General features: G+C 54.5%; 14 protein-coding genes. 10 read left to right on the top strand and 4 right to left on the bottom strand.

Annotated features, from left to right (window positions below; genetic code table 11):
• Positions 1 to 7 precede the first annotated feature (7 nt).
• The 8 genes from FF011L_RS19315 (at position 8) to FF011L_RS19350 (ending at position 9,234) form a co-directional block, all read left to right on the top strand.
• Positions 8 to 1,426: a glucose-6-phosphate isomerase gene (locus FF011L_RS19315; protein WP_145353417.1), complete on the top strand. Its 1,419-nt coding sequence runs from the start codon at positions 8 to 10 to the stop codon at positions 1,424 to 1,426.
• Positions 1,426 to 2,241 carry a tryptophan synthase subunit alpha gene (gene trpA / locus FF011L_RS19320; RefSeq protein WP_145353419.1) on the top strand — a complete coding sequence of 272 codons (816 nt, stop codon included), beginning with the start codon at positions 1,426 to 1,428 and terminating at the stop codon, positions 2,239 to 2,241. Before FF011L_RS19315 ends, trpA begins: the two co-directional genes overlap by 1 nt.
• Before the next feature lie 1,289 nt (positions 2,242 to 3,530).
• Positions 3,531 to 3,995: a hypothetical protein gene (locus tag FF011L_RS19325; RefSeq protein ID WP_145353421.1), complete on the top strand. Its 465-nt coding sequence runs from the start codon at positions 3,531 to 3,533 to the stop codon at positions 3,993 to 3,995.
• Between the two features lie 357 nt (positions 3,996 to 4,352).
• Positions 4,353 to 5,249 (top strand): DUF1559 domain-containing protein, encoded by an 897-nt coding sequence (locus FF011L_RS19330; RefSeq protein ID WP_145353423.1) that lies wholly within the window; start codon positions 4,353 to 4,355, stop codon positions 5,247 to 5,249.
• Positions 5,250 to 5,562: 313 nt separating this feature from the next.
• Positions 5,563 to 6,027, top strand: coding sequence for a hypothetical protein (locus FF011L_RS19335; RefSeq protein WP_145353425.1), 465 nt, complete (start codon positions 5,563 to 5,565; stop codon positions 6,025 to 6,027).
• Positions 6,028 to 6,372: 345 nt separating this feature from the next.
• Positions 6,373 to 7,263 carry a DUF1559 domain-containing protein gene (locus tag FF011L_RS19340; protein WP_145353427.1) on the top strand — a complete coding sequence of 297 codons (891 nt, stop codon included), beginning with the start codon at positions 6,373 to 6,375 and terminating at the stop codon, positions 7,261 to 7,263.
• A 578-nt stretch (positions 7,264 to 7,841) separates the two neighbouring features.
• The gene (locus FF011L_RS19345) at positions 7,842 to 8,243 is read left to right on the top strand and encodes a hypothetical protein (RefSeq protein ID WP_145353429.1); all 402 of its coding nucleotides are present in this window, start codon (positions 7,842 to 7,844) and stop codon (positions 8,241 to 8,243) included.
• A gap of 91 nt (positions 8,244 to 8,334) precedes the next feature.
• Positions 8,335 to 9,234 carry a DUF1559 domain-containing protein gene (locus FF011L_RS19350; protein WP_218932745.1) on the top strand — a complete coding sequence of 300 codons (900 nt, stop codon included), beginning with the start codon at positions 8,335 to 8,337 and terminating at the stop codon, positions 9,232 to 9,234.
• 72 nt (positions 9,235 to 9,306) lie between these two features.
• On the opposite strand, the gene FF011L_RS19355 is transcribed toward FF011L_RS19350, so the two are convergent.
• From FF011L_RS19355 to FF011L_RS19370, 4 genes are all read right to left on the bottom strand, one after another.
• On the bottom strand, positions 9,307 to 10,716 hold the full coding sequence (locus tag FF011L_RS19355) for a DUF1501 domain-containing protein (protein WP_145353431.1): 1,410 nt from the start codon (positions 10,714 to 10,716) through the stop codon (positions 9,307 to 9,309).
• Positions 10,713 to 13,877 carry a DUF1553 domain-containing protein gene (locus FF011L_RS19360; RefSeq protein ID WP_145353433.1) on the bottom strand — a complete coding sequence of 1,055 codons (3,165 nt, stop codon included), beginning with the start codon at positions 13,875 to 13,877 and terminating at the stop codon, positions 10,713 to 10,715. Before FF011L_RS19360 ends, FF011L_RS19355 begins: the two co-directional genes overlap by 4 nt.
• Positions 13,878 to 14,307: 430 nt before the next feature.
• Positions 14,308 to 15,768 (bottom strand): tetratricopeptide repeat protein, encoded by a 1,461-nt coding sequence (locus FF011L_RS19365; RefSeq protein WP_218932746.1) that lies wholly within the window; start codon positions 15,766 to 15,768, stop codon positions 14,308 to 14,310.
• Positions 15,740 to 16,519: a penicillin-binding protein activator LpoB gene (locus tag FF011L_RS19370; protein WP_145353437.1), complete on the bottom strand. Its 780-nt coding sequence runs from the start codon at positions 16,517 to 16,519 to the stop codon at positions 15,740 to 15,742. The genes FF011L_RS19365 and FF011L_RS19370 overlap by 29 nt, the downstream gene beginning before the upstream one ends.
• Positions 16,520 to 16,752: 233 nt before the next feature.
• Here FF011L_RS19370 and FF011L_RS26495 point away from each other — a divergent pair, with 233 nt between their 5' ends.
• Positions 16,753 to 17,157, top strand: a complete 405-nt coding sequence (locus FF011L_RS26495; protein WP_218932747.1) for a hypothetical protein — start codon at positions 16,753 to 16,755, stop codon at positions 17,155 to 17,157.
• 149 nt (positions 17,158 to 17,306) lie between these two features.
• Positions 17,307 to 20,813, top strand: a complete 3,507-nt coding sequence (ileS, locus tag FF011L_RS19380; protein WP_145353439.1) for an isoleucine--tRNA ligase — start codon at positions 17,307 to 17,309, stop codon at positions 20,811 to 20,813.
• Positions 20,814 to 21,270 lie beyond the last annotated feature (457 nt).

Below are 21,270 nucleotides of genomic sequence, written 5' to 3' on the forward strand. Positions count from 1 at the left end.
ATTCTCAATGGCTTTGCTGCAATTTGATCCCTCGGGGGCCTTAAACCCTGAATATGGCATCACCGAATCTCAATTGTCGCAATGCCTCGAATCGCTGCTGCCTCTTCGCCAAGAAATGGTCGATGTCGATCCTCAGCAATATGCTAGCGGCAACATTCCAAGTGAAAAACAACCGCTAGACGCTCGATTTTTCTGGCTTCCAGAAGAACAGTTGGCCGCGTACGAAAAACATCGTGACGCGAGCGAACTAGGGCGGATTTTCAATGTCGCCAATGGCATGCACGACCGCCTAGATGCCGTCGTGACCCTGGGTATCGGCGGATCGTACATGGGTGCCCGAGCGATGATGGAAGCTTGCTGTGATCCCTATCACAACGAGCTATCCCGAGGCCGCCGCGGCAGCAAACCGCGAATGTATTTCGAAGGAAACAACGTTGATAATGACGCCTCCTCGGCGTTGCTACAGCGTTTGGCAGCGGGCAGCTGCGAAGATACAGCCGTCTCCGATCGCTGGGGCATCTGTGTCATCAGCAAAAGTGGTGGCACGATGGAAACTGCCGTTGCCTTTCGGCAGTTCCTTGCTGCCCTTGAGAAATCGCTCGACAAGGACGCCGCCAGCCAGCTTTCCGATTTTGTCTTTCCTGTGACGGGTGAAAGCGGAAAACTTCACGACTTGGCAACTCAGATCGGCTGCCCTGAAATCTTTGCAGTCCCCGATGGAGTCGGAGGCCGATTTAGCGTGCTCTCTGCCGTCGGCCTTCTGCCAGCGGCAATCCTTGGCCTGGACTGCATGCAGTTGCTTGCCGGAGCCGTTGAGATGAACGAACATTTCAAAAACGCGGCCCCCGAAGACAACGTGGTCCTCAAGTATGTAGCGACCAACCACTTGCTGGAAAAACACCGCGGCTGCAACATCCGCGTCATGAGCGTCTGGAGCAAAGCTCTGGAATCGGTCGGAATGTGGTACGACCAATTGCTCGCTGAATCAAATGGCAAAGAGGGCAAAGGTGCCACCCCGCTGACAACCGTCAACACACGCGATCTGCACAGCCGGCATCAGCAGCACCAACAAGGACACGCGGACAAAGTCTTCAACAATGTGATCGTCAAAAACTACCGCACCGATCCACTGACCGTCGGACACAGCGACCGCAACCAGGATGGGCTGAACGATCTTGCCGATAAGACTCTGCCACAACTAATGGACGCGGCCATCAAAGGGACGAACGAAGCCCTGCACGCCGACGGCCGGCCAACGACAGACATCGTGCTCCCCACGATCGATACCCATGTCCTGGGACAATTATTTCAGATGCTGATGATCGCAACGGTCATCGAAGGGCGACTGTTGGGAATCAATCCTTACGGGCAACCCGGCGTGGAACAGTACAAGAAAAACATGAATAAGAACCTAGGAAGAGCGTAATGTCAGCCATCGACGATCTATTTCAGCAGCTCCGGGCCAAAGGCGAAAAAGCGCTCATGCCGTTTATCACGGCAGGGGATCCCGATATCGCTTTCACCGGCGAGCTAATCGAAACCCTGGCCGATGCCGGGGCTGCGATGTGTGAAGTCGGAGTCCCCTATAGTGATCCGGTCGCCGATGGTCCGGTGATCCAAGAGTCCTATCAACGAGCTCTGGATAGCAAATTTCGCTTGGAGCAGTTGTTTGAAATGGCAGCGAACCTGCCCAAGCAGCAAGCCCCCGATCGACCGGCCATGCCATTGGTAACGATGGTCAGTTATTCGATCATCAACCGAATCGGTTTGGAAACCTACGTGCAACGGGCACTCGCCGCCGGCTACAGCGGAGCGATTGTTCCAGATCTGCTGGTCGAAGAATCGGCGAAACTAACGGCAATCTGCAAAGCCCATGATTTCAGCTTAATCCAGCTGGTAACCCCCACGACTCCACGCGACCGGCAAATTCGGATTGCAGAATCCTCTACCGGGTTTCTTTACTTCGTCTCCGTCACCGGGATCACCGGCGAACGAACGGAACTGCCAACCGACCTAGTTGAAAATGTATCCTGGCTGAAAGAGCAAACCGATCTACCAATCTGCATCGGCTTTGGAATCAGCGGCCCGGAAACCGCCAAGCGATTGGCACCGGTCGCTGACGGCCTGATCGTCGGTTCCGCATTTGTCCGCCGAATCGCTTCTGTCACGCCGGAGAATCGCCAGCAAGTGTTAACCGAAGTCGGCAGTTTTGCGCGGAGCATCATCAAAGCGATGCACTAGTGCCCTCGCGATCCTGAAACGGCAGCGCATGCTTTTCCTACGATCCAAACCGCAGACAAAGCCGCCAGCGACAGCCCCCAACAGGGCTGACGCAAGCGGCTTGAGCCCTCTCAACGAAGTAGAGGCGTCGCGAAGGGACGTGAAGATCAACCTTCGCGACAACCAGACAACAAACCAAGCATTGGATTTTTACAAGCGTCATTAGCGGGCAAAAAGAACCGCGCAAAGCAACCTGCTCGCGAATCGACGCGAATCCGATCCTCGCAATTCTTGGCCGCTAGTTGGTTGCTGGCGAAGCCTCTCTCCAGGTGAATTCACCAAGGACTAAACTTTCTAGGCGAGCAGACCAAAAACCGAGCATTGGATTTTTATTAGCGTCATTAGCGTGATTAGCGGGCAAAAAGAACCGCGCATAACATCCTGCCCGCGAATCTACGCGAATCCGATCCTTGCAATTCTTGGCCGCTGGTTGATTGCTGGCGAAGCCTCTCTCCAGGTGAATTCACCAAGGGCTAAACTTTCTGGGCAAGCAGACCCAAAACCGAGCATTGGATTTTTATTAGCGTCATTAGCGTGATTAGCGGGCAAAAAGAACCGCGCATAACAACCTGCCCGCTAACCTACGCGAATCCCATATCCGTGAGGTTTAGCCGTTACTGGCGACCGGTGTAGTCCTCCTTCCGCGCCTGCCACTTTTTCAACTTTGATGCCTTGGCTGACGATTTTTTTGAGTACATCCATTAACCCCATAAATTCAGCTGCTTGCGACTAAAGAATTACTAACCGATGAACCGGGGTTTTCATTTGGTGCAAATCCGTGTCTCCATAGGATGACTCCTTCGAACGCAAACCTTGCGAATCGCAGACGAAACGGACGTATCGTGCTCTGAAAAATTCAATGAACACCGACGCATCGTCTAGCCTCCACTCACAGCATGCAGTGACTTCCCGAACCGAAACATTTTGCTTCACTTAGCGTCTTGCGATGCTGCAGCGCAAGGCACTCGCCCGGACTTTGGCGAGGCCTTTACTCCGGTGCGACCGCAGGTCTTTTCCGCATAGCGATCGCCCCCTGCCAATGCTCAAGATTGCTACCGTTTGATGGCATGAAAACGCAATCAGGGGGCACCAAACCACCACTAGGAATGCTTTTCACCGTTCCCCCATACTTAGCTTGCATATGGAACCAGATCACCCTATAAACAGCACTGTACGGTAGAATCAGCACCCGAAAGAGGGTCGTTTCTATTTGCGACCTCGGGCTACTTTTTTGAATTCACAGGATTTCCATGACAAACGCAGGCAGCAGGATGATCGCTCGAATTCCACATTACCTCTTAAGTGCGGTTTTTGCCGCAGGCTTAATGGGCACGTTCAGTGGCTGCAGCCCCGACACTGGTGGACGCGTGCCGGTCGCCGGAACGGTTACGCTTGGAGGAACGATGCTGGACCGGGGGACCATTGAATTTCATCCCGTCTCTACCGGTTCGATCACCGGTGGCACGATTCGCGACGGACGTTTCGAAATTCCCGCAACAACGGGAGCTTTCCCAGGCAGTTACGAAGTTCGCATCTTTTCGACCGACGTCGATGCGGCTGCTGAAGCGCCTACTGACGCTCCTCCGGGCCCAGAGTCCGAACGCCGTCCTTTGCAGCCAGAGCGGATCAACAAACGCTACAACATCGAAACCGAACTGACCGCAGAGATTCCAGAAGGCGGCACCTCCGAACTGGTCTTTGACCTAGAGTCGTAGTCGCCCCCGGCCGACTTGCCGCTTCGCTTGGAAGCCCCCCCCTTACAAGTCCCACCTTGCATCCCCTGCCTTGCAAAATTTTCGCCACCCACAACTCTAGCTGGGTGCGCGAACGGTAATCGGTAGCTACGTATGGCCGAACCGAACCTGTCCACGGACTCTTGCGCTAGAAGAGGTACATCCAGAAACCACCCCTATAGAGTTTATCAGAGAGACCGCAGAGCCCTTATTGGAAGGGAACCGAGAGCGCCTTCATTAAGCAGGTGTCTTACTAAATTCATTGCCTCGTTGTCCCTTATTCACAGAAGACGCCCCGGACAAGGCAACCATACTTTTCTCATTTTGGAGCGATAATAGATGCAGACGAAACGCAGGCGAGGTTTTACGCTAGTTGAACTACTAGTGGTCATCGCAATTATTGGTGTTCTTGTTGGTTTGCTACTCCCAGCCGTCCAAGCAGCTCGCGAGGCTGCCCGACGAATGTCCTGCAGCAACAATCTAAAGCAAATTGGATTGGCGATGCACAACTACCACGACTCGTTGGGCCAGTTCCCAACCGGGTCGTCTTCGTGCTGTTGGGGCACATGGCTACCGCTGATTCTTCCTTACATGGAACAGGGAAATATCGCTGACCTGTACGTCGACTGGGGGAACACCTCAGCCACTGCAGTCCGTTATTCGGGCGCTCCCAATACGACGAACGTTACAACCGTCCGCCAGGCCGCCTTCAGCTGCCCAAGCGATTTGGACAATGCTCCACTCGCTTCGATTACCAGCCACAGTTACGCCGTAAACTATGGCAATACCGGATACACCCAGCAAGCAACGCTGAATGGTGTCACATTTGGAGGAGCTCCTTTCGCGCCGCGTCTAGGCACAAAATACGGGTTCCGCGACGTGATCGACGGCACCAGTTCAACCTTGATGGTTGCCGAAGTGAGACAAGGTCAAGGAAGCGATCTTCGCGGCTTCCTATGGTGGGGCGATGCTTCTGGATTCACCACTTACCTGGGCCCTAACAGCCCGCTTCCAGACCGCATCTATTCATCCAGCTACTGCAAGGAAGTCCCCGGAATGCCGTGTGACATTTCGTCGGGCACCAACCCCACGATGTTTGCCTCACGCTCATTGCACCCGAGTGTTGTGCAAGCGGTCAACTGCGATGGTTCGGTCCAAATCCATTCAGAAACGATTGATCTGAATATCTGGCGAGCTCGAAGTACCAGCCAAGGTGGCGAAGTCATTAGCGATTAATCAGTCGCCGCGTCTCCGTGAAAATCGTTGAGCTAGAAGAGTTTTCTCTTCTAGCTTTTTTCATGCGCGGCCCGCACCTGAGGTTCGGCAAGCCGTCACTTTTAACAACCGCGTGGCGTGACGCGGTGAGCATGTTGAAAAACGACACAATCACGAACACCTAAACTTCTCACCAGGACTGAAAATTTAATTTAGCTTGCATCGGGAATTCATCACCTCTATAAAAACACCTGCACGGAAAAAGAACACCCCCTAAAAAACAACCGGATCTCCATTCTGCCTCGACCTATTTCTTAAATCTCACGGGATTTTCATGTCATACGCAGACGCTCGGCTGATCGATCAAATTCCACGCTACCTCTTAGGTGCAGTGCTGGCCGCAGGCCTGACAGGCACACTCAGCGGCTGCAGCCCCGATACGGGAGGCCGAGTACCGGTCGCCGGAACGGTTACGCTGGGTGGCACGATGCTGGATCGGGGGACCATTGAATTTCACCCTCTATCTACTGGCACGATTACGGGCGGCACGATTCGCGACGGGCGTTTCGAAATCCCCGCAACGAAGGGTGCTTTGCCCGGAAAGTACGAGGCACGCGTCTATTCGACCGATGTCGACTCAGCTCCCATCGTCCCAGATGATCTTCCTCCCGGCCCGGAATCCGAACGCCGCCCGTTGCAGCCAGAGCTAATCCACAAACGCTACAACCTTGAATCGGAACTCACCGCAGAGATTCCGGAAGGTGGCACCTCCGAGTTGGTTTTTGAACTGGATTCTTAGACGACCGCAGCCCCCAATACTCTCATACTCCGACGCAAATCATTCCTTTTTATAAAAAGATTAGTCCACCCGTCAGCTGTCGACGAAAGTCGCGCGAGAACGGAACGAGACGTTGATGTTGACGTTTCGCCGGACAGTGCAAGCCCGCTGACTTTTAATCCCCGGAGGTAAATTCAAGAAACGCCCAAGTAGATCGTATCGAGAGAGAGCCGAGCCCTTCATCGGAGGGAATGCAAACACCTGCAACGAGCAGATGTCTTGTTTATTTCATTGCCCTATTCGCCCTCACTCAAATATTTTTCGAGGGCCAGGCAAACATCCTTTTCTAAATGCGGAGTGATAATGATGCCCACGAAACGCAGACGAGGTTTCACGCTAGTCGAGTTACTAGTGGTTATCGCAATTATTGGTGTTCTTGTTGGTTTACTCCTGCCGGCCGTTCAGGCCGCACGCGAGGCTGCACGGCGAATGTCCTGCGGCAACAATCTAAAGCAGATTGGCTTGGCGATGCACAACTACCACGACTCGTTGGGACAATTCCCAACCGGATCGTCATCCTGCTGCTGGGGCACTTGGTTGCCTCTTATCTTCCCTTATATGGAACAGGGAAATATCGCCGAGTTGTACGTCGATTGGGGTAACACCGCAGGAGCCCGCTACAGTCACGCTCCTAACACGACAAACGTGACAACCGTGCGCCAGGCCGCATTCAGCTGCCCAAGCGATCTGGACAACGCTCCATTTTCAGGAATCGTCAACCATAGTTACGCAGTGAACTATGGGAATACGGGATACTCCCAGCAAGCAACGCTGAATGGTGTCACGTTCGGATCCGCTCCTTTTGCACCACGGCTAGGCCAAAAATACGGTTTCCGCGATGTGATCGACGGTACCAGTTCAACTCTCATGGTTGCCGAGGTAAGGCAAGGCCAAAAGACGGACCTTCGCGGTTTTCTGTGGTGGGGTGACGCGTCTGGATTCACCACTTACCTGGGCCCCAACAGCCCCCTTCCTGACCGTATTTATACCGCGTATTACTGCAACGAAGTCCCCGGAATGCCGTGCGATGTTTCGTCGGGTACCAACCCCACGATGTTTGCATCGCGCTCGCTTCACCCAAGCGTCGTGCAAGCGGTCAACTGTGACGGTTCCGTCCAAATCCACTCCGAAACCATCGATCTAAATCTCTGGCGTGCTCGAAGCACGACGCAAGGTCGAGAAGTTATTGGCGATTAATCAGTCGCCGCGTCTCTTTGAAATTCGTTGAGCTAGAAGAGTTTTCTCTTCTAGCTTTTTTTGTGCGCTAACGGCAACTTATCGATCGCACTTCATGTTTTGCTAAGCCCACCGACCTCCTGCCTCTTCAGCCATTCACGACCCGCCAACGGCCTGCGGACACCCCTCGGACAAGATTCGAACCGGACCGCAGACCAAACGCTGAGATCTGGGGCGATACAACGTATGCCTCCCCCCCGCCGGCAAAAATTTTTTGAAAGTTGTCCACCAAACCGAAGGGCGACATCTTTTCCCGTCCACCCCGTCTAGCTTTCAATTCTAATCCACAATCGTCAACAGCATAACCTAAGCTTATCAAAAGAGCATTTAATATACATTTTTCTTTTGATTTATAGTGTTCATTCCGTATAACGAGAGGAGTGTTCGGGCATTCAGTTCTATTCATTACCGAGTTCGCCGGTGGCGAATGCCCTGGCGACTTGAGCTCCCAAATAGTGACTTTTCTTATGTTTCAAGCGTTTCCCCGCAATAGGTTTCGACCCACCCCGCATCTCTCCTGGAGCCGTCTTCCATTTAGCGTGCTACTGATCGGCCTGTTTCTTCTCGGGGGCTGTGGGGCCCCCGATTCTGGCAAGTATCCGCTAGCGGGAACGGTATCGCTTGACGGGGTTCCCCTTGACCGGGGAACCATCGAATTCCACCCAGTAACTGCGGGCACGATCACAGGGGGCACCATTCGAGAGGGCAAATTCGATATTCCCGCTGCTCAGGGAGCCATGCCAGGCAGCTACGAGGTCCGGATTTATTCAACGGACCTAGAGGGGACGGCCGTTCCCGATCCTGAAGCGCCTCCAGGCCCCGAATCAGCGCGGCCAGCGAAACCGGAGCTTATCGCGAAGCGATACAACGTCGAATCGGAATTAGAGATCGAAGTCGAAGATGGTGGAAACACGGAATTAGATTTCCAATTGACAAAGTAAACCGACGAAGCAGCCTCTCCAAAATCCAATTCAGTTTTTCTTATCCATCCCACATTGGGATTCATTCCACGAAGTTTTTGAAGGATTTATTATGAAGAAGATGCGTCTAAGACATGGATTCACGCTTGTCGAACTGTTGGTCGTGATCGCCATCATCGGCGTTTTGGTCGGCCTTTTGCTACCTGCGGTTCAAGCAGCCCGCGAGGCCGCCCGCCGAATGTCTTGCAGCAACAATCTAAAACAGATTGGTTTGGCAATGCACAACTATCATGACTCTCTGGGACAATTCCCTACAGGTGCAACCAACTGTTGCGCCGGCACATGGCTCCCTTTGCTGTTACCTTACATGGAGCAAGGAAACCTCTCCGAGCTTTATGTCGACTGGGGCAATTCATCAGGAGTCCGTTATTCAGCGGCCCCGAATACAACCAACGTTACAACACGCCGCTTGGCCGCCTTCACCTGCCCTAGTGATCTAGAAAATTCGCCAATTTCAGATATTACCAGCCACAGCTACGCCGTGAATTACGGGAACACCGGTAAAAGTCAAGAATCGACGCTTAACGGCGTCGTTTTTGGTGGGGCTCCCTTTTCGCCAACGGGGGCCGGCAAACGATTCGGATTTAGAGATGTGATCGACGGCACCAGTTCCACTTTGATGGTTGGTGAAGTCCGGCAAGGGCAGGGGTCCGACTTGCGTGGATTTCTCTGGTGGGCCGACGCGTCAGGGTTCACGGCCTACCTTGGCCCAAACAGTCCCTTGCCAGACCGCATCTACAGCAGTTCCTACTGCAATGAAGCTCCGGGCATGCCATGTGACGTAACGGCCACATCCAATCCGACCATGTTCGCCTCGCGTTCGCTGCATCCCAGCGTCGTGCAAGCGGTTCGATGCGATGGATCGGTTAAAGCGTTTACCGAAACGATCGATCTTCTGAACTGGCGTGCACTCAGCACCACTCAAGGTGCCGAAATCGTCACCGAAGACTGATTCGCAGCGGACGTGTGAACGACACGTTGCGGTTTTCAAAAGACCGCAACGGTTCCCCCGTCGCTCTGCCGTCTACCCGAGCACGTCATGGACGACGTGCCCGTGGACGTCGGTCAAACGGAACTGACGTCCTTGGTACTTATACGTCAGCCGTTCGTGATCGATTCCTAGCAGGTGCAAAATCGTCGCCTGCAGGTCATGCACGTGGACAGGATTCTCCGTCACGTTGTAACCGTATTCATCGGTTTGGCCGTAGCTCATTCCCGGCTTCACGCCCCCTCCGGCCATCCACATACTAAAACATCGAGGATGGTGATCGCGACCGAAGTTGTTGGCGGTCAGTTTTCCTTGGCAGTAATTGGTACGCCCAAATTCGCCGCTCCAAACGACCAGTGTGTCGTCCAGCAGGCCTGCTTGCTTAAGATCTTTTACCAACGCAGCCGCGGGTTGATCGGTCTGTTGACATTTCTTAGGTAAACCGCCTGGCAATCCGCCGTGATGGTCCCAACCGGGATGATACAACTGGATAAATCGCACGCCCCGTTCTGCCAAACGCCGGGCCATCAAACAATTTGCGGCAAAGGTCCCGGGGTTGGCTGCATCCGGTCCGTACTGATCTAAAACGTGTTGTGGTTCATCCGACAGGTCGATTGCTTCGGGGATCGAAGCTTGCATCCGGTAAGCCAACTCATACTGGGCAATCCGTGTTTCGATTTGCCCATCGGCCTGGCTATTCAGTTGCAACTGATGCAATTCCCCAAGCGTATCCATGGCCCGGCGACGACTTTCCGAATCGATCCCCGCAGGGTTATTCAGGTAAAGCACGGGATCCGCTCCACTTCGAAAACGAACTCCCTGATGCTTACTTGCGAGGAATCCGCTTCCCCAAAGCCCCGAACTAAGCGGCTGACCTCCCTGATCTTTTGTGACCATAACGACAAACGCCGGCAAGTCTTGATTTTCGGTTCCCAGTCCGTAATCAAGCCAAGCTCCCATACTTGGTCGTCCGGGAATCATCGCCCCTGACTGCATGAAGGTAACGCCCGGGCCATGGTTGATTGCTTCAGTCACCATCGAACGGACGACGCAAATATCATCGGCAATCGAAGCGGTGTGAGGTATCACGCTACTGAACTCGGTACCACATTCTCCAGCGGGCCTAAATTCGAAAGGGGACCCGACCAGGGGCAAACTGGACTGATTGCCACTCATTCCGGTTAATCGTTGACCGCCCCGAACCGAATCGGGAAGTTCCAGTCCTTGCTTTTCCTTCAGCAACGGCTTGTGGTCAAACAAATCCAACTGCGAAGGGCCTCCGGACTGAAACAGAAAGATCACCCGTTTGGCTTTGCTTGGATGATGGGTCTGGGAGAGGATTCCATTCGCAGCGGAATCGCCTGCCAGCATTTGGCTAGCGGCTAAGCCACCAAAGCCCAAGCCCATCGACTGTAACATTCCGCGCCGCGTGAAATTTTCATTCATCGTTTCACCATACTTAAATCAAAATTCATAAGCGTGCTGACCACCACCGTCATTGCTGCGACGCTAGAAGCATCCAGATCAGCATTCACCGGTGCGTCCCCGATCGCCAAATACTCAGAAGTTCGTTTTGGATCCTCGGTAAAATATTCAAGCTGCGATTCAAACAATCGGCTCAACAAAGCGGCTTGAGCTTCACTAGGGTGTCGACTGGTAGTGATCCGAAACGCTTTCCGCACCCCGGCGTCTGCAAGTTTCTGATTCACCATGGCAGGTTTGCTTTCTTCCTCACCGGAGGAAGAAAGCTCTGCATATTCGCCAACAATCTGTTCGGCAAGGCCTCGAGCCGCTTCAACGTACTGCGGCCCATTCAGAATCACAAACGCTTGCAACGGAGACGAAGTGCGTTCGCGTTGAACACGGCAGACGTCTCTCGCGGCGGCGTCCAGGGTCATCATTGCTGGAGCAGGGCCGGTCCGTTTCCAGTAGGTATATAAACTGCGACGGTACAACCCAGCACCTTTGTCTCGACCACTTGGCTTAAACGAGGCTTCGATTTCGTACGGTTTAACGGGGGGCCCTCCAATCTTATCGACCAGTCGGCCGCTGATTGCCAGGGCGTTATCACGGAGCATTTCGGCAGGCAGTCGATAGCTGGGAAAGCGAGCCAACAACCGGTTCTCTGGATCTTGCTGAGCCAGTTTGGAATCGGGATGGCTGCTTGCTTGCTGGTAGGTCTGACTGAGAAAAATCTGCTTGAGCATCCGTTTGGTATCCCAGCCATTTTCGGCGAAGTCGACCGCCAACCAATCCAATAATTCGGGATGGGTTGGTGGCTGTCCCTGATTGCCAAAATCTTCCGGAGTCCGCACCAAGCCAACTCCAAAAACGATCTGCCAGAGGCGGTTAACCGCTACGCGGCTGGTCAGCGGATGCAGCGGTTTGGTTTCAAACAGCCACTGCGTCAGCCCCAAACGATTTCGAGGTGCGGCTTCGGGGAAGGGAGGCAACGCGGCAGGCGTCCCCGGATGGACCTCTTCTCCGATCTGCGCGTATTCGCCTCGGATTCGAATGAAGCTGGGGCGCGGCGGATCCAATTCCCGCATCACCATGATCTCTTGAAGCGAATTTTCCAGGTTGCAGTAAGTCTCGCGAGCCTGACGCAGTTTCTCCCGCTGTTCACCAACAACAGGATCCAAGCGATGCAGCAGGTGGGCCTTTACCGCTTCGCTAGTCGTGTCCAAATCTCGAGTGAATTGAGCAAGATCGTTCGGCTGGGAATCGGCCAAACGCTGAACTTCCAACTCGGTTAGCTGGCCATCAAAGACCTGAAAACGGTCGACCATCCCCCCTTTAAAACCACGATCACGAAAGCGTTCGCCAATCGCGATATTATCGCCGCCCCCACCCGTAATATTTTTCTGCAATCGATCACGAACCACTTCGCTTTCGACAGGCTTTCCATTCATGAAAATCTGTAGGCCTGCCGCACGACTGGAACCGTCATAGGTTACGGCAACGTGCACCCATTCTCCCACCGGCAGCGGCTGAACGGCTTGCAGACTGATCGCATTGCCCGGCCAGAAATGGATCAGCGACCACTTCAAACGTCCCTCTTCAATCAGTAGCTCATAGCCACGACTGGCCGCATCGGTCCAAGCTCGCGAACGGTGAAAAATGACGGCCCGCTCCTTCACATCCGGGGTTTGAATCCAAGCGGCGATGGCAAAAGGTTGCGAGCGTTTAAAATTCCCGACACTTGTTCCAACCGCATCGTCGCCGGTCAACTGAAAGGCTTTGCCAAAGACACCATCGACAAGAGAGTTCTTGGCGGGCGGAGATTCATCACACTCCAGAACCAATGTCGGCTGGAGGAGCAGTGGCTTGTCTGCGTAGGAAGTGTCGAGCAAGGCTTGCAGGTCTTTGCTTTCGGCAAATCTTTTCTCCCAGACTTTTGCCTGCGTCTTTAACGTTTTATCCCATTCGGCTGAGACGTTTTTTAGTTTTGTAGCAGCCTTATCAAGCTCCGCCTGCTGCTTGTCGGTCGGCAGGGTCAGGGTTGGAGTCGGGACCGAAGGCGTAAAGAACGAGTAGAGTCCTGCTTCATCGATGTTGTCGAAAAAAGCGGTCAGCTGGTAGTATTCCGCATGGCTGATCGGGTCGTATTTATGGCTGTGGCATCGACAACATTCGTAGGTCAATCCCATGACCGCCGTCGCAACCGTTTGCACGCGATCAGCGATGTACTCCGCCCTAAACTCTTCGGGAACGCTTCCTCCTTCGACCTTTTGCGGGTGCAAGCGACTGAAGGTCGTCGCAAGGATCTGGTCGCGACTTGCGTCCGGCAACAGATCGCCAGCCAATTGCTCCGTAATAAATTGGTCGTAAGGCAAATTTCGATTGAACGATTCGATCACCCAGTCTCGCCATGGCCAGACAAACCGATCACGATCGACCTGATAGCCGTAGGTATCGCTGTACCGAGCCGCATCCAGCCACTCGGCCGCCATTCGCTCGCCAAAGGCTTTATCGGAGAGCAGCCGGTCAACCAATCGTTCCACTGCATCGGGGGACGCATCGGATAGAAACGCGTCCATCTCGGCCAGCGTGGGAGGCAGGCCGGTAATGTCAAAAGTGATTCGGCGAAGCAATGTTTCGCGATCGGCAGGCGGGGCAGGGGAGATCCCTTCGTCGCGAAGCTTAGCCTGCACGAATCGATCGATGGGCTGAAGATCAGATCGTTCGGGAAGCGGCAATTCGGGGCGTACAGGAGGGCTGAACGACCAGTGCCCCTGATATTCAGCTCCCTCGGCGACCCACTGTTTCAATGCTTCGATCTCTTCGTTCGACAGCGAGCGTTCCGAGTCGACAGGGGGCATTCGATCCTCAGGATCGGTCGCAAGAATGCGGGTAATCAGCTCGCTTGCTTCCAAATCCCCTTCGACAATGGCATAGTCCTTTGCATCCGCTTCGACATCCAAACGAAGGTCCCCGCCTCGAGCCTCTTCATCGGGACCGTGGCAATGGAAACAGTTCTCCGACAGGATGGGGCGGACGACCGTGTTGAAATCGACACGTTTCGGCTGGTCCGCAACGACGGCCGAGGCAACAAAGACAGACCAAGCAAAGAAAGCCCAGCAGGTTAATAACGGAAGAATTCGCATCTTATGGCAGGGCAGGTGCTATTGGGAAAGGAGCGAAACATCCAGCGGGACTGGGACGTCGTGAATTTATATGGTCAAGCTTGGGTAGTTTCGCCTCGTGCTATGCAAACGCTACTTTCGCGAAAGACACAAAATCTTTTGATGACCTGTTGCCGGGCGGTCCACGCTCTGGCGAGCGCAGCGACGTGACTGCCGTAACGACCATCGCCAGACGCTCGTTCCCTTTTGGAAACCGTCACTTATTGAATTCACGTCCCTAGCGAAAGGCGACAATAAAAGCCTCACAGCCTCTGCGGGCTTCATGCCGACCGCAGGGGGTTGTTTCAGTATACCAGCGGTCTCTTCCGAAAGCACAAACGGCCTTCAATAGCGCATGCTGAACAGAGAATCACCATGCGGCGGAGCCACCATTTCAAACGGGGACACCCCGCTAATAAGTGCTCTGTTGCTGGACCGCTGCGACGATTTTCTCTGCGGGTGCGAAAACCAGCAGATAAGAGTTTCCTCCGTCCCGGATAACGACATGTTGCGTCGCCGCCGGTCCAATCGGAAGGGCTTGGCTACCCAAAACCTGCAAATCGATTTTTTGGGCCCCAGCGGGCAATTCGATACGAGCGACCTGAATTTCACGGGGCAGCAGGCCCCAGCAGCGGAGATCGGCCTTCTCGCGCGATTCCCAAACCGATCCTGCTGCAAAGGCAACGATGCCTGCGGCCTGACCATCCATATTTAACGCGTTGGTCGTCGTCTTAATCGCGGTCTCTTTGGCAACCCTCCGCATGACGGCTCGAGCAATGGTCCAAGGACGTTCCGCTTCACTTTGTGCCAACGCCAACTGAGCAACATCGGTCAGCGTGGCGGTCGCAGCCACAGGCCGATCGTTGACGCGGACGCCGACTCCAAAAGCAGGTGACGCGGGAATAACGACCGCGGGGATGGGAACGCTTGAAATCCGCGGCAGCGCCGTCTGGCCCGACGCGCTATCGACCGCCAACGATGCGATCCGCAGTGCATCGCTGGTCGTTTGGGCGACTTGTTCTTCCAACACGGGCCCGCGGCCGACACACGCGAAAACATACAGGACGCCGTTGCCGGGTTGGCAATGAAGTCCCTCCGAGGCTCTTTGAAAATCACCTTCGGCGGGCGAAAAACTGGGTTGCCACAGCGACACCAACTGGTAGGCCTTGGCGGCATCGTCATAGTCATGGTGGGTCGATTCGCGAAGGACTCCGCGAAGATAGGGTGCCAACGCCACAGGCTGAAACGCTTGCTGCACCTTCAAGCCCCGTTCTTCCGCTTGCTGTGCCAACTCCGTCTGACGCATCTGAGCCTGCATCGCATAGCTTTCTGCATCCGACCCATCTTTGGCCAAACTGCACATCGACAGCATTGCCCGCAGCATCACTTGCTCATAGCCAGCAGCGGAGTAGGTCCGCTTGGTGTCGTCTGTGAGCAGGGCGTGCGTTTCGGTAAGCGGATTGAACTTGGGCTGTTGATCAAACGCATCGCGAGCCTCGCGGAGCAAGTGCTCTGCTTCGGCCGGCTCGCCCGCTGCAAGTTGAGCGATCGCCAGATCGAGATTCGCGGCGGCAGCCCAACGTCGATCGTCATCGGCTACGGAAACGAAATGGGACTGAGCCGTTTCCAGGTCTCCCTGAAAAAACGCCTGCCGGCCTTCGTTCATTGGATCTCGAGTGACCGCACATCCAGCGATCCCCCCCAGCGCAACAAGCAGCATGCCGGCGGCCCACAAGGGAACCACCGACCCTCGGCCCGCCAAAACGGAGACCGGTTCGCTTGCCGACGGCCGCGTCATCGACGCGGCAGCAGCGAAGGGTGGGCTGGCCGGGTTCGCCAAGACCTTACCCATCGGCTTGTTTGAAAGGCCCATAATTCCACCATTTACCGGCGCGACTGTCATGGTACCCCTTACGGATCGTCGCCGATTCTTTGATGTATTCACCGCTTTCCAGATCGACCATTTCCAGCGTCAGCAGGTAATCGCGCTGCGTGGTGTCATTCCGCTCGGTCGTCCCGGAAGTGATCCGAGCGTAAAGCAGATAGTTGATCGGCGATCCGGCCCGCCCCAGATGAGCGGCAAAAACGTCTCGATTTTCGGGGATATAGAGGGAATCGGGACGCAAAGCCGTTTCATGCAGCGCGACATCAACCATTCGCCGGCTGACGCTCCGAAATCCGCCATTGCCGTTGATTTGGGAATCGATTCGCTCGTAAAGCTGATCTTTGAAATCAACCATCTCTTCGGCGCTTTTGTTTTCGATCCCGATAAAGCAGACCGTCGCCGGCCCAGCGGGCATGTTGGGCACCACCTGCCCATCAGGCGTTTCAAAACGGGTCGCATGGACATCCGGACAGCGAGAGAGCAGTTTTGCGACCGCTTCATCGACCAGCGGATTCCAGACGGCCGAACCGGCCTGATGACTGCCGACCAAGTCGATATCGTCCGACTTGAGGATGTGGGCGTACTGGGTGCTCTTGCACCCACCGACCAGCACGGCAGCGGCAACCGGGCCAATCCAGGAAGTTTGTTTCAGAAATTCTCGGCGACGCATCTTTGGGTTACCTGATTCGAGCCATTCGTGAAGGTCGGAAGACGAGTCTCCGTGTAGAATTTCCTTCATTTGCAGGAAAATCCAGTCGCTCGCCGCGATCCTGTACGTACCAAAAGGAGGCCAATTCTGCCAAGACGAAGTCGTCTGAACGGGTCGGCTCCACTGGAAAGATCGGTTGTCGGGGTCGTACTGCGTTGACAAACCTGCCAGGGTCGCGAAACTTTTAGCTTTTTCCGCACCTTGCCAAGATCAAACGCTGTTCTTTTTCGCAGCTAGCACCTCATAAGAGTATTGTTGCTCCCATGCTGACGTCCCTAATGACCCCCGGTACCTCTAACATCGCGTTGCTCGGTAAGGGCAACTCGACTTACCCCAATGGTAATATCCGCACAGAATTGTCCGGTTTTGAGGACGACGACCTCGATGAAGAAGACGACGACAATCTTGATGACGACGATGATGAGGACCTAGACACCCCTCCGGCGGGTGACCAGGACGAAGAAGACCTGGATACCTTCGACGATATCGACGACGAAGACTTTGACGATGACTTCGATGACGATTTCGAAGAAGAACTCGAAGAAGATTACGAATTGGACCTAGACGACGACATCCCAACCGAATTCGGCGGTGCCGGACTGGATGGTGACGACGCGGAGGACGATCTTCTTGATGATGTCGACGACCTTGATGATTTGGACAATTAGGGCAGATCCCAGCCTTGTCACAGAACATGCAGGCTGTCGACTTCATTCGCCGTGCGCACGAGGGCGTGCGGCTACCGACTGTTATCCGCTTGCCTTTGCATAGCGGCTGATCATTCAATGCACCCACTCCAATTAGCTCGACGCCCAGCATGTTCAAAGCCGTTTCGACCGATGTTTCTTTTCCCTCTCTTGAAAACGAAGTCTTAGAGCGTTGGGAATCGCAGGACATTTACGCTCAGTCGCTCGCACGTCGCGAAGGCGCCCCTCCGTTTGTCTTTTACGAAGGGCCTCCCACGGCCAACGGCATGCCCCACCCAGGGCACTGCCTAACGCGAGCGATCAAGGACCTTTTTCCTCGCTACAAAACCATGCGTGGTTTTCGCTGCGAACGTAAGGCTGGCTGGGATACCCACGGCCTGCCAGTCGAGGTCGAAGTCGGCAAAGAACTAGGGATTCACAGCAAAGAAGAAATCGAAGCCTACGGTATCGAACCGTTTATCCAACGCTGCCAGCAGAGCGTTTGGCGATACATGCAGCAGTGGGAACGGCTGACCAAGCGACTCGGTTTCTGGGTCGACATGGAACAAGCCTATGTGACCTACCACCAGCAATACATCGAAAGTGTCTGGTGGAGCCTAAAAAATCTGTTCGACCGCGGCTTGCTATACCAAGGCCACAAAATTGTCTGGTGGTGGTCGCAAGGGGGCACGGCACTATCCGCCGGCGAAGTAGGGCAGGGGTACCGCCAGGTTGCCGACCCTAGTGTGTTCGTAAAATTCCCCTTGATCGATTCCCCCACCGAAAGCCTGCTGGTCTGGACGACGACCCCCTGGACGTTGCCCAGCAATATGTTCGCTGCGGTCCATCCCGACCTTGAATACACCTTGGTGTCGGTTGCTGATAGCGATGATCAATTGTGGATCGCGACCGCGTTGATCGAAGCGATCGCCACGAAAACAAAACAAACGCTAACGGCTTTAAAAACATGCCAAGGGAGCGATCTGATCGGGCAACGGTACAAGCCGCCGTTCGATTTTTTCTATGCCGACCTGGGCGAACAGGAAGGAACCCTGCTTGAAGGGGGAAAAGAGCACTTCTACTGGCGTGTTGTCGCGGCCGATTTTGTGACCACCGACAGCGGTACCGGCTTGGTCCATCAAGCCCCTGCGTTTGGCGAAGTCGATTACGAGGTCCTGGCCCAGCAGCAATTGCGTTTCGTCGAAGGCGAACAGCCTGAACTGTTTCACTGTGTCGCCCCCGATGGCAAACTAACCGCCCAGGCAGGCGAATTTGCCGGGCTGTGGGTCAAGGAAGCAGACAAGCCGATCATCCGCGACTTGAAAGAGCGGAATGTATTGTTTTTCCAAGAACAGTACCTGCACGATTACCCTTTCTGCTGGCGTGCCGACCAGGATCCACTGATCCAATACCCGCGTGAAAGCTGGTTTGTGCGGACCACGCAGTTCAAAGATCAGATGCTGGCCAACAATGCTGAAATCGGCTGGATGCCAGAACACATCCGCGACGGCCGGTTTGGCAATTTCCTCGCATCCAATGTCGACTGGGCACTTTCCCGCGAGCGATTTTGGGGCACCCCACTACCGATCTGGGTTTGCCAAGAAACCGGCCGGATGGAAGCAATCGGTTGTTACGAAGAACTGCTCGAAAAACCGGGCGTCCGAGGAACCGAAGTCTGGCTAGAAGCCAAAGCGGCAAACCCTGAACTAGTGGATGACCTCCGCGTCCACAAACCGTACATCGATGCCGTCAAATACGATTCACCGTTCGCCCCAGGGGCGACGATGGAACGTGTCACCGAAGTGATCGATTGCTGGTACGACAGCGGAGCGATGCCGTTTGCACAGGTGGGTTACCCACACCAGGAAGGAAGCGTTGAGAAATTTAAGGAGAATTTCCCCGCCGACTTTATCAGTGAAGCACTCGACCAAACGAGAGGCTGGTTCTACAGCCAACTAGCGATCAGCACCTTGCTGTTTGGCCCTCAAGAAGGGGACAGCCCCACCGATCCGAAAGCGGCTGAAACTTCGCTTTTGGCACAGCCGTGGCCGCACCCTTACCGGAACTGTATCGTTCTTGGATTGATGCTGGCGGAATGGTACGAAGCCAAACAAGCGGGCGATAAAAAAGAGATTGCCCTAACCGAAGACGAAGCGAAAGAGAAATTCCCTGCGGGATTTGAGAAGAAAACCGGCAAGATGTCGAAGCAACTGCGCAATTACCGCAGCCCCGACGAGATCTTTGACCTGTACGGTGCGGATGCGCTGCGATGGTACTTCTTCGCCAATCAGCCCCCTTGGACATCGATCCTCTACAGCGAACGAACCATCCGTGATTCGATCCCTGAATTCCTGCTCCGTTTATGGAACGTGTTCAGTTTCTTCACGATCTATGCGGAAATCGATTCGTTTGACCCGACGGACGGAGTTAAACTGACCGCCGATTCGCAACTGAATCCAGAAGATCTAAGCCAAGGCAAAGGTTACCGACCTCCGTCGGAACGCTCGGAAATCGACCGCTGGATCCTTTCGGAATTAAACCGGACCATCGCTCAGGTAACCGAGCGAATGGACGCGTTTGACAACTATGCTGCCTGCCAACAAATCACCGCTTTGATCGATGGTTTAAGCAACTGGTACGTCCGCCGCAGTCGTGACCGTTTCTGGGCAAACGACAAATCGGATCCCAACAAACTGGACGCGTACTGGACGCTATATGAATCGCTGCTTCAAATCACAAAACTGATCGCCCCGTTTGTTCCCTTTCTCGCCGAGAAATTATGGGAAGAATTGAGCAAACCGTTTCAAACTGCAGCAGGGCAGGGCAAACCGCTCAGCAGCGTGCATTTGTGTGATTACCCAGAATCCGATGCCACTCGAGTCGACCAGACGCTATCGCAGCGAATGACCGTCTTACGTGAAATCGCGTCGCTCGGCCGGTCCGCTCGAAGCGAAGCCAAACTGAAAGTTCGGCAACCTCTATCCAGCGTCACCGTCGTCCTTGCAGACGAAGACCACATCCCATGGCTCAAGCAGCACGACGCGTTGGTACAGCAAGAACTGAATGTCAAAGCAGTGGATTACGTCACCGACGCTGAAGATCTAGTGCAGTACAAGATCCAGCCGAATTTCAAGCGACTAGGCCCTCGAGTTGGCAAAAATATCCCGGCCGTCAAAAAGATGCTCGGCGAAGCGGACGGCGGAGAACTGATGTCTCAGCTTCAGTCCAACGGTTCGATTGAAATTGTGGTCGGTGAGCAAACGCTGAAACTAGATGGCGAGGACATTCAAATTCGCCTGCAAGCTCGCGAAGGCTCGGCCGCGTCGCAGGGTGAGCACAGCGTTGTGGTACTGAGCACCGAAGTGACTCCGGAACTATTCCGCGAAGGGATCGCCCGGGACCTCATTCGGTTCATCCAAAGCCAACGCAAAGAAATCAATTGCGATTTTGTCGACCGGATCTCCGTCAGCATTGTTACCGACAGTGAACCGGTACGGCAGGCAGCCGAGGAGTACCTAAAAACCATCCAGGCCGAAACGCTGGCCGAGCAGATTGGTTTTGAAGCGATTGCTGGCAGCGACCCTGTCCAACTGTCGGTTGCAGGCGACCAAGTCGAATTGACCGTTGTTCGCCAATAACATCCACCGGCTCATATACTAGGCGTCGGGGCAGACGCCACTTCCCTGACAGGTGCACACTCGTGCACCAAAGCATTCTCAAATAAACCGGAAATGTCGGTTTATCTCTCACCGGCCGAGCCTGAATCGCTTCAGGAAACGAGTCTAGGCTGTTCGAATTCACTGCAGGGTGCCCACAGCCTTGGGCCGATCGCAGCTGAATCATTCGCGGGTAACGCACCGCTAACGCAGCTATCTGGGATCGCCCGGCGGATGTCGCCCCAAAGAACAAGCCCCTTCCTTGGCCAAGCAAGCTACAATGGCAAAGAGAGGTCCAGCCAGAAGAGGCGAGCGATCCCACCGAAATATATCTCAATCGCTTTACGCTGAATCTCATTGGCAAAGGTTGCTCATTGAACGACAATGAAGCATGCCTCGCCCTCCAAGAAGCGTTTATGTGCGAGACAATCCCATAAAT

It is taken from the genome of Roseimaritima multifibrata (genome assembly GCF_007741495.1).
Lineage (GTDB): Bacteria > Planctomycetota > Planctomycetia > Pirellulales > Pirellulaceae > Roseimaritima > Roseimaritima multifibrata.

Excerpts from the sequence above, each read along its gene's own strand:
- FF011L_RS19315 (WP_145353417.1), top strand. The coding sequence starts at position 8 with ATGGCTTTGCTGCAATTTGATCCCTCGGGGGCCTTAAACCCTGAATAT.
- FF011L_RS19330 (WP_145353423.1), top strand. The coding sequence starts at position 4,353 with ATGCAGACGAAACGCAGGCGAGGTTTTACGCTAGTTGAACTACTAGTG.
- FF011L_RS19365 (WP_218932746.1), bottom strand. The coding sequence starts at position 15,768 with ATGGGCCTTTCAAACAAGCCGATGGGTAAGGTCTTGGCGAACCCGGCC.
- FF011L_RS19360 (WP_145353433.1), bottom strand. The coding sequence starts at position 13,877 with ATGCGAATTCTTCCGTTATTAACCTGCTGGGCTTTCTTTGCTTGGTCT.
- FF011L_RS19370 (WP_145353437.1), bottom strand. The coding sequence starts at position 16,519 with ATGAAGGAAATTCTACACGGAGACTCGTCTTCCGACCTTCACGAATGG.
- FF011L_RS26495 (WP_218932747.1), top strand. The coding sequence starts at position 16,753 with ATGCTGACGTCCCTAATGACCCCCGGTACCTCTAACATCGCGTTGCTC.
- ileS (WP_145353439.1), top strand. The coding sequence starts at position 17,307 with ATGTTCAAAGCCGTTTCGACCGATGTTTCTTTTCCCTCTCTTGAAAAC.
- FF011L_RS19355 (WP_145353431.1), bottom strand. The coding sequence starts at position 10,716 with ATGAATGAAAATTTCACGCGGCGCGGAATGTTACAGTCGATGGGCTTG.
- FF011L_RS19340 (WP_145353427.1), top strand. The coding sequence starts at position 6,373 with ATGCCCACGAAACGCAGACGAGGTTTCACGCTAGTCGAGTTACTAGTG.
- FF011L_RS19325 (WP_145353421.1), top strand. The coding sequence starts at position 3,531 with ATGACAAACGCAGGCAGCAGGATGATCGCTCGAATTCCACATTACCTC.
- trpA (WP_145353419.1), top strand. The coding sequence starts at position 1,426 with ATGTCAGCCATCGACGATCTATTTCAGCAGCTCCGGGCCAAAGGCGAA.
- FF011L_RS19350 (WP_218932745.1), top strand. The coding sequence starts at position 8,335 with ATGAAGAAGATGCGTCTAAGACATGGATTCACGCTTGTCGAACTGTTG.
- FF011L_RS19335 (WP_145353425.1), top strand. The coding sequence starts at position 5,563 with ATGTCATACGCAGACGCTCGGCTGATCGATCAAATTCCACGCTACCTC.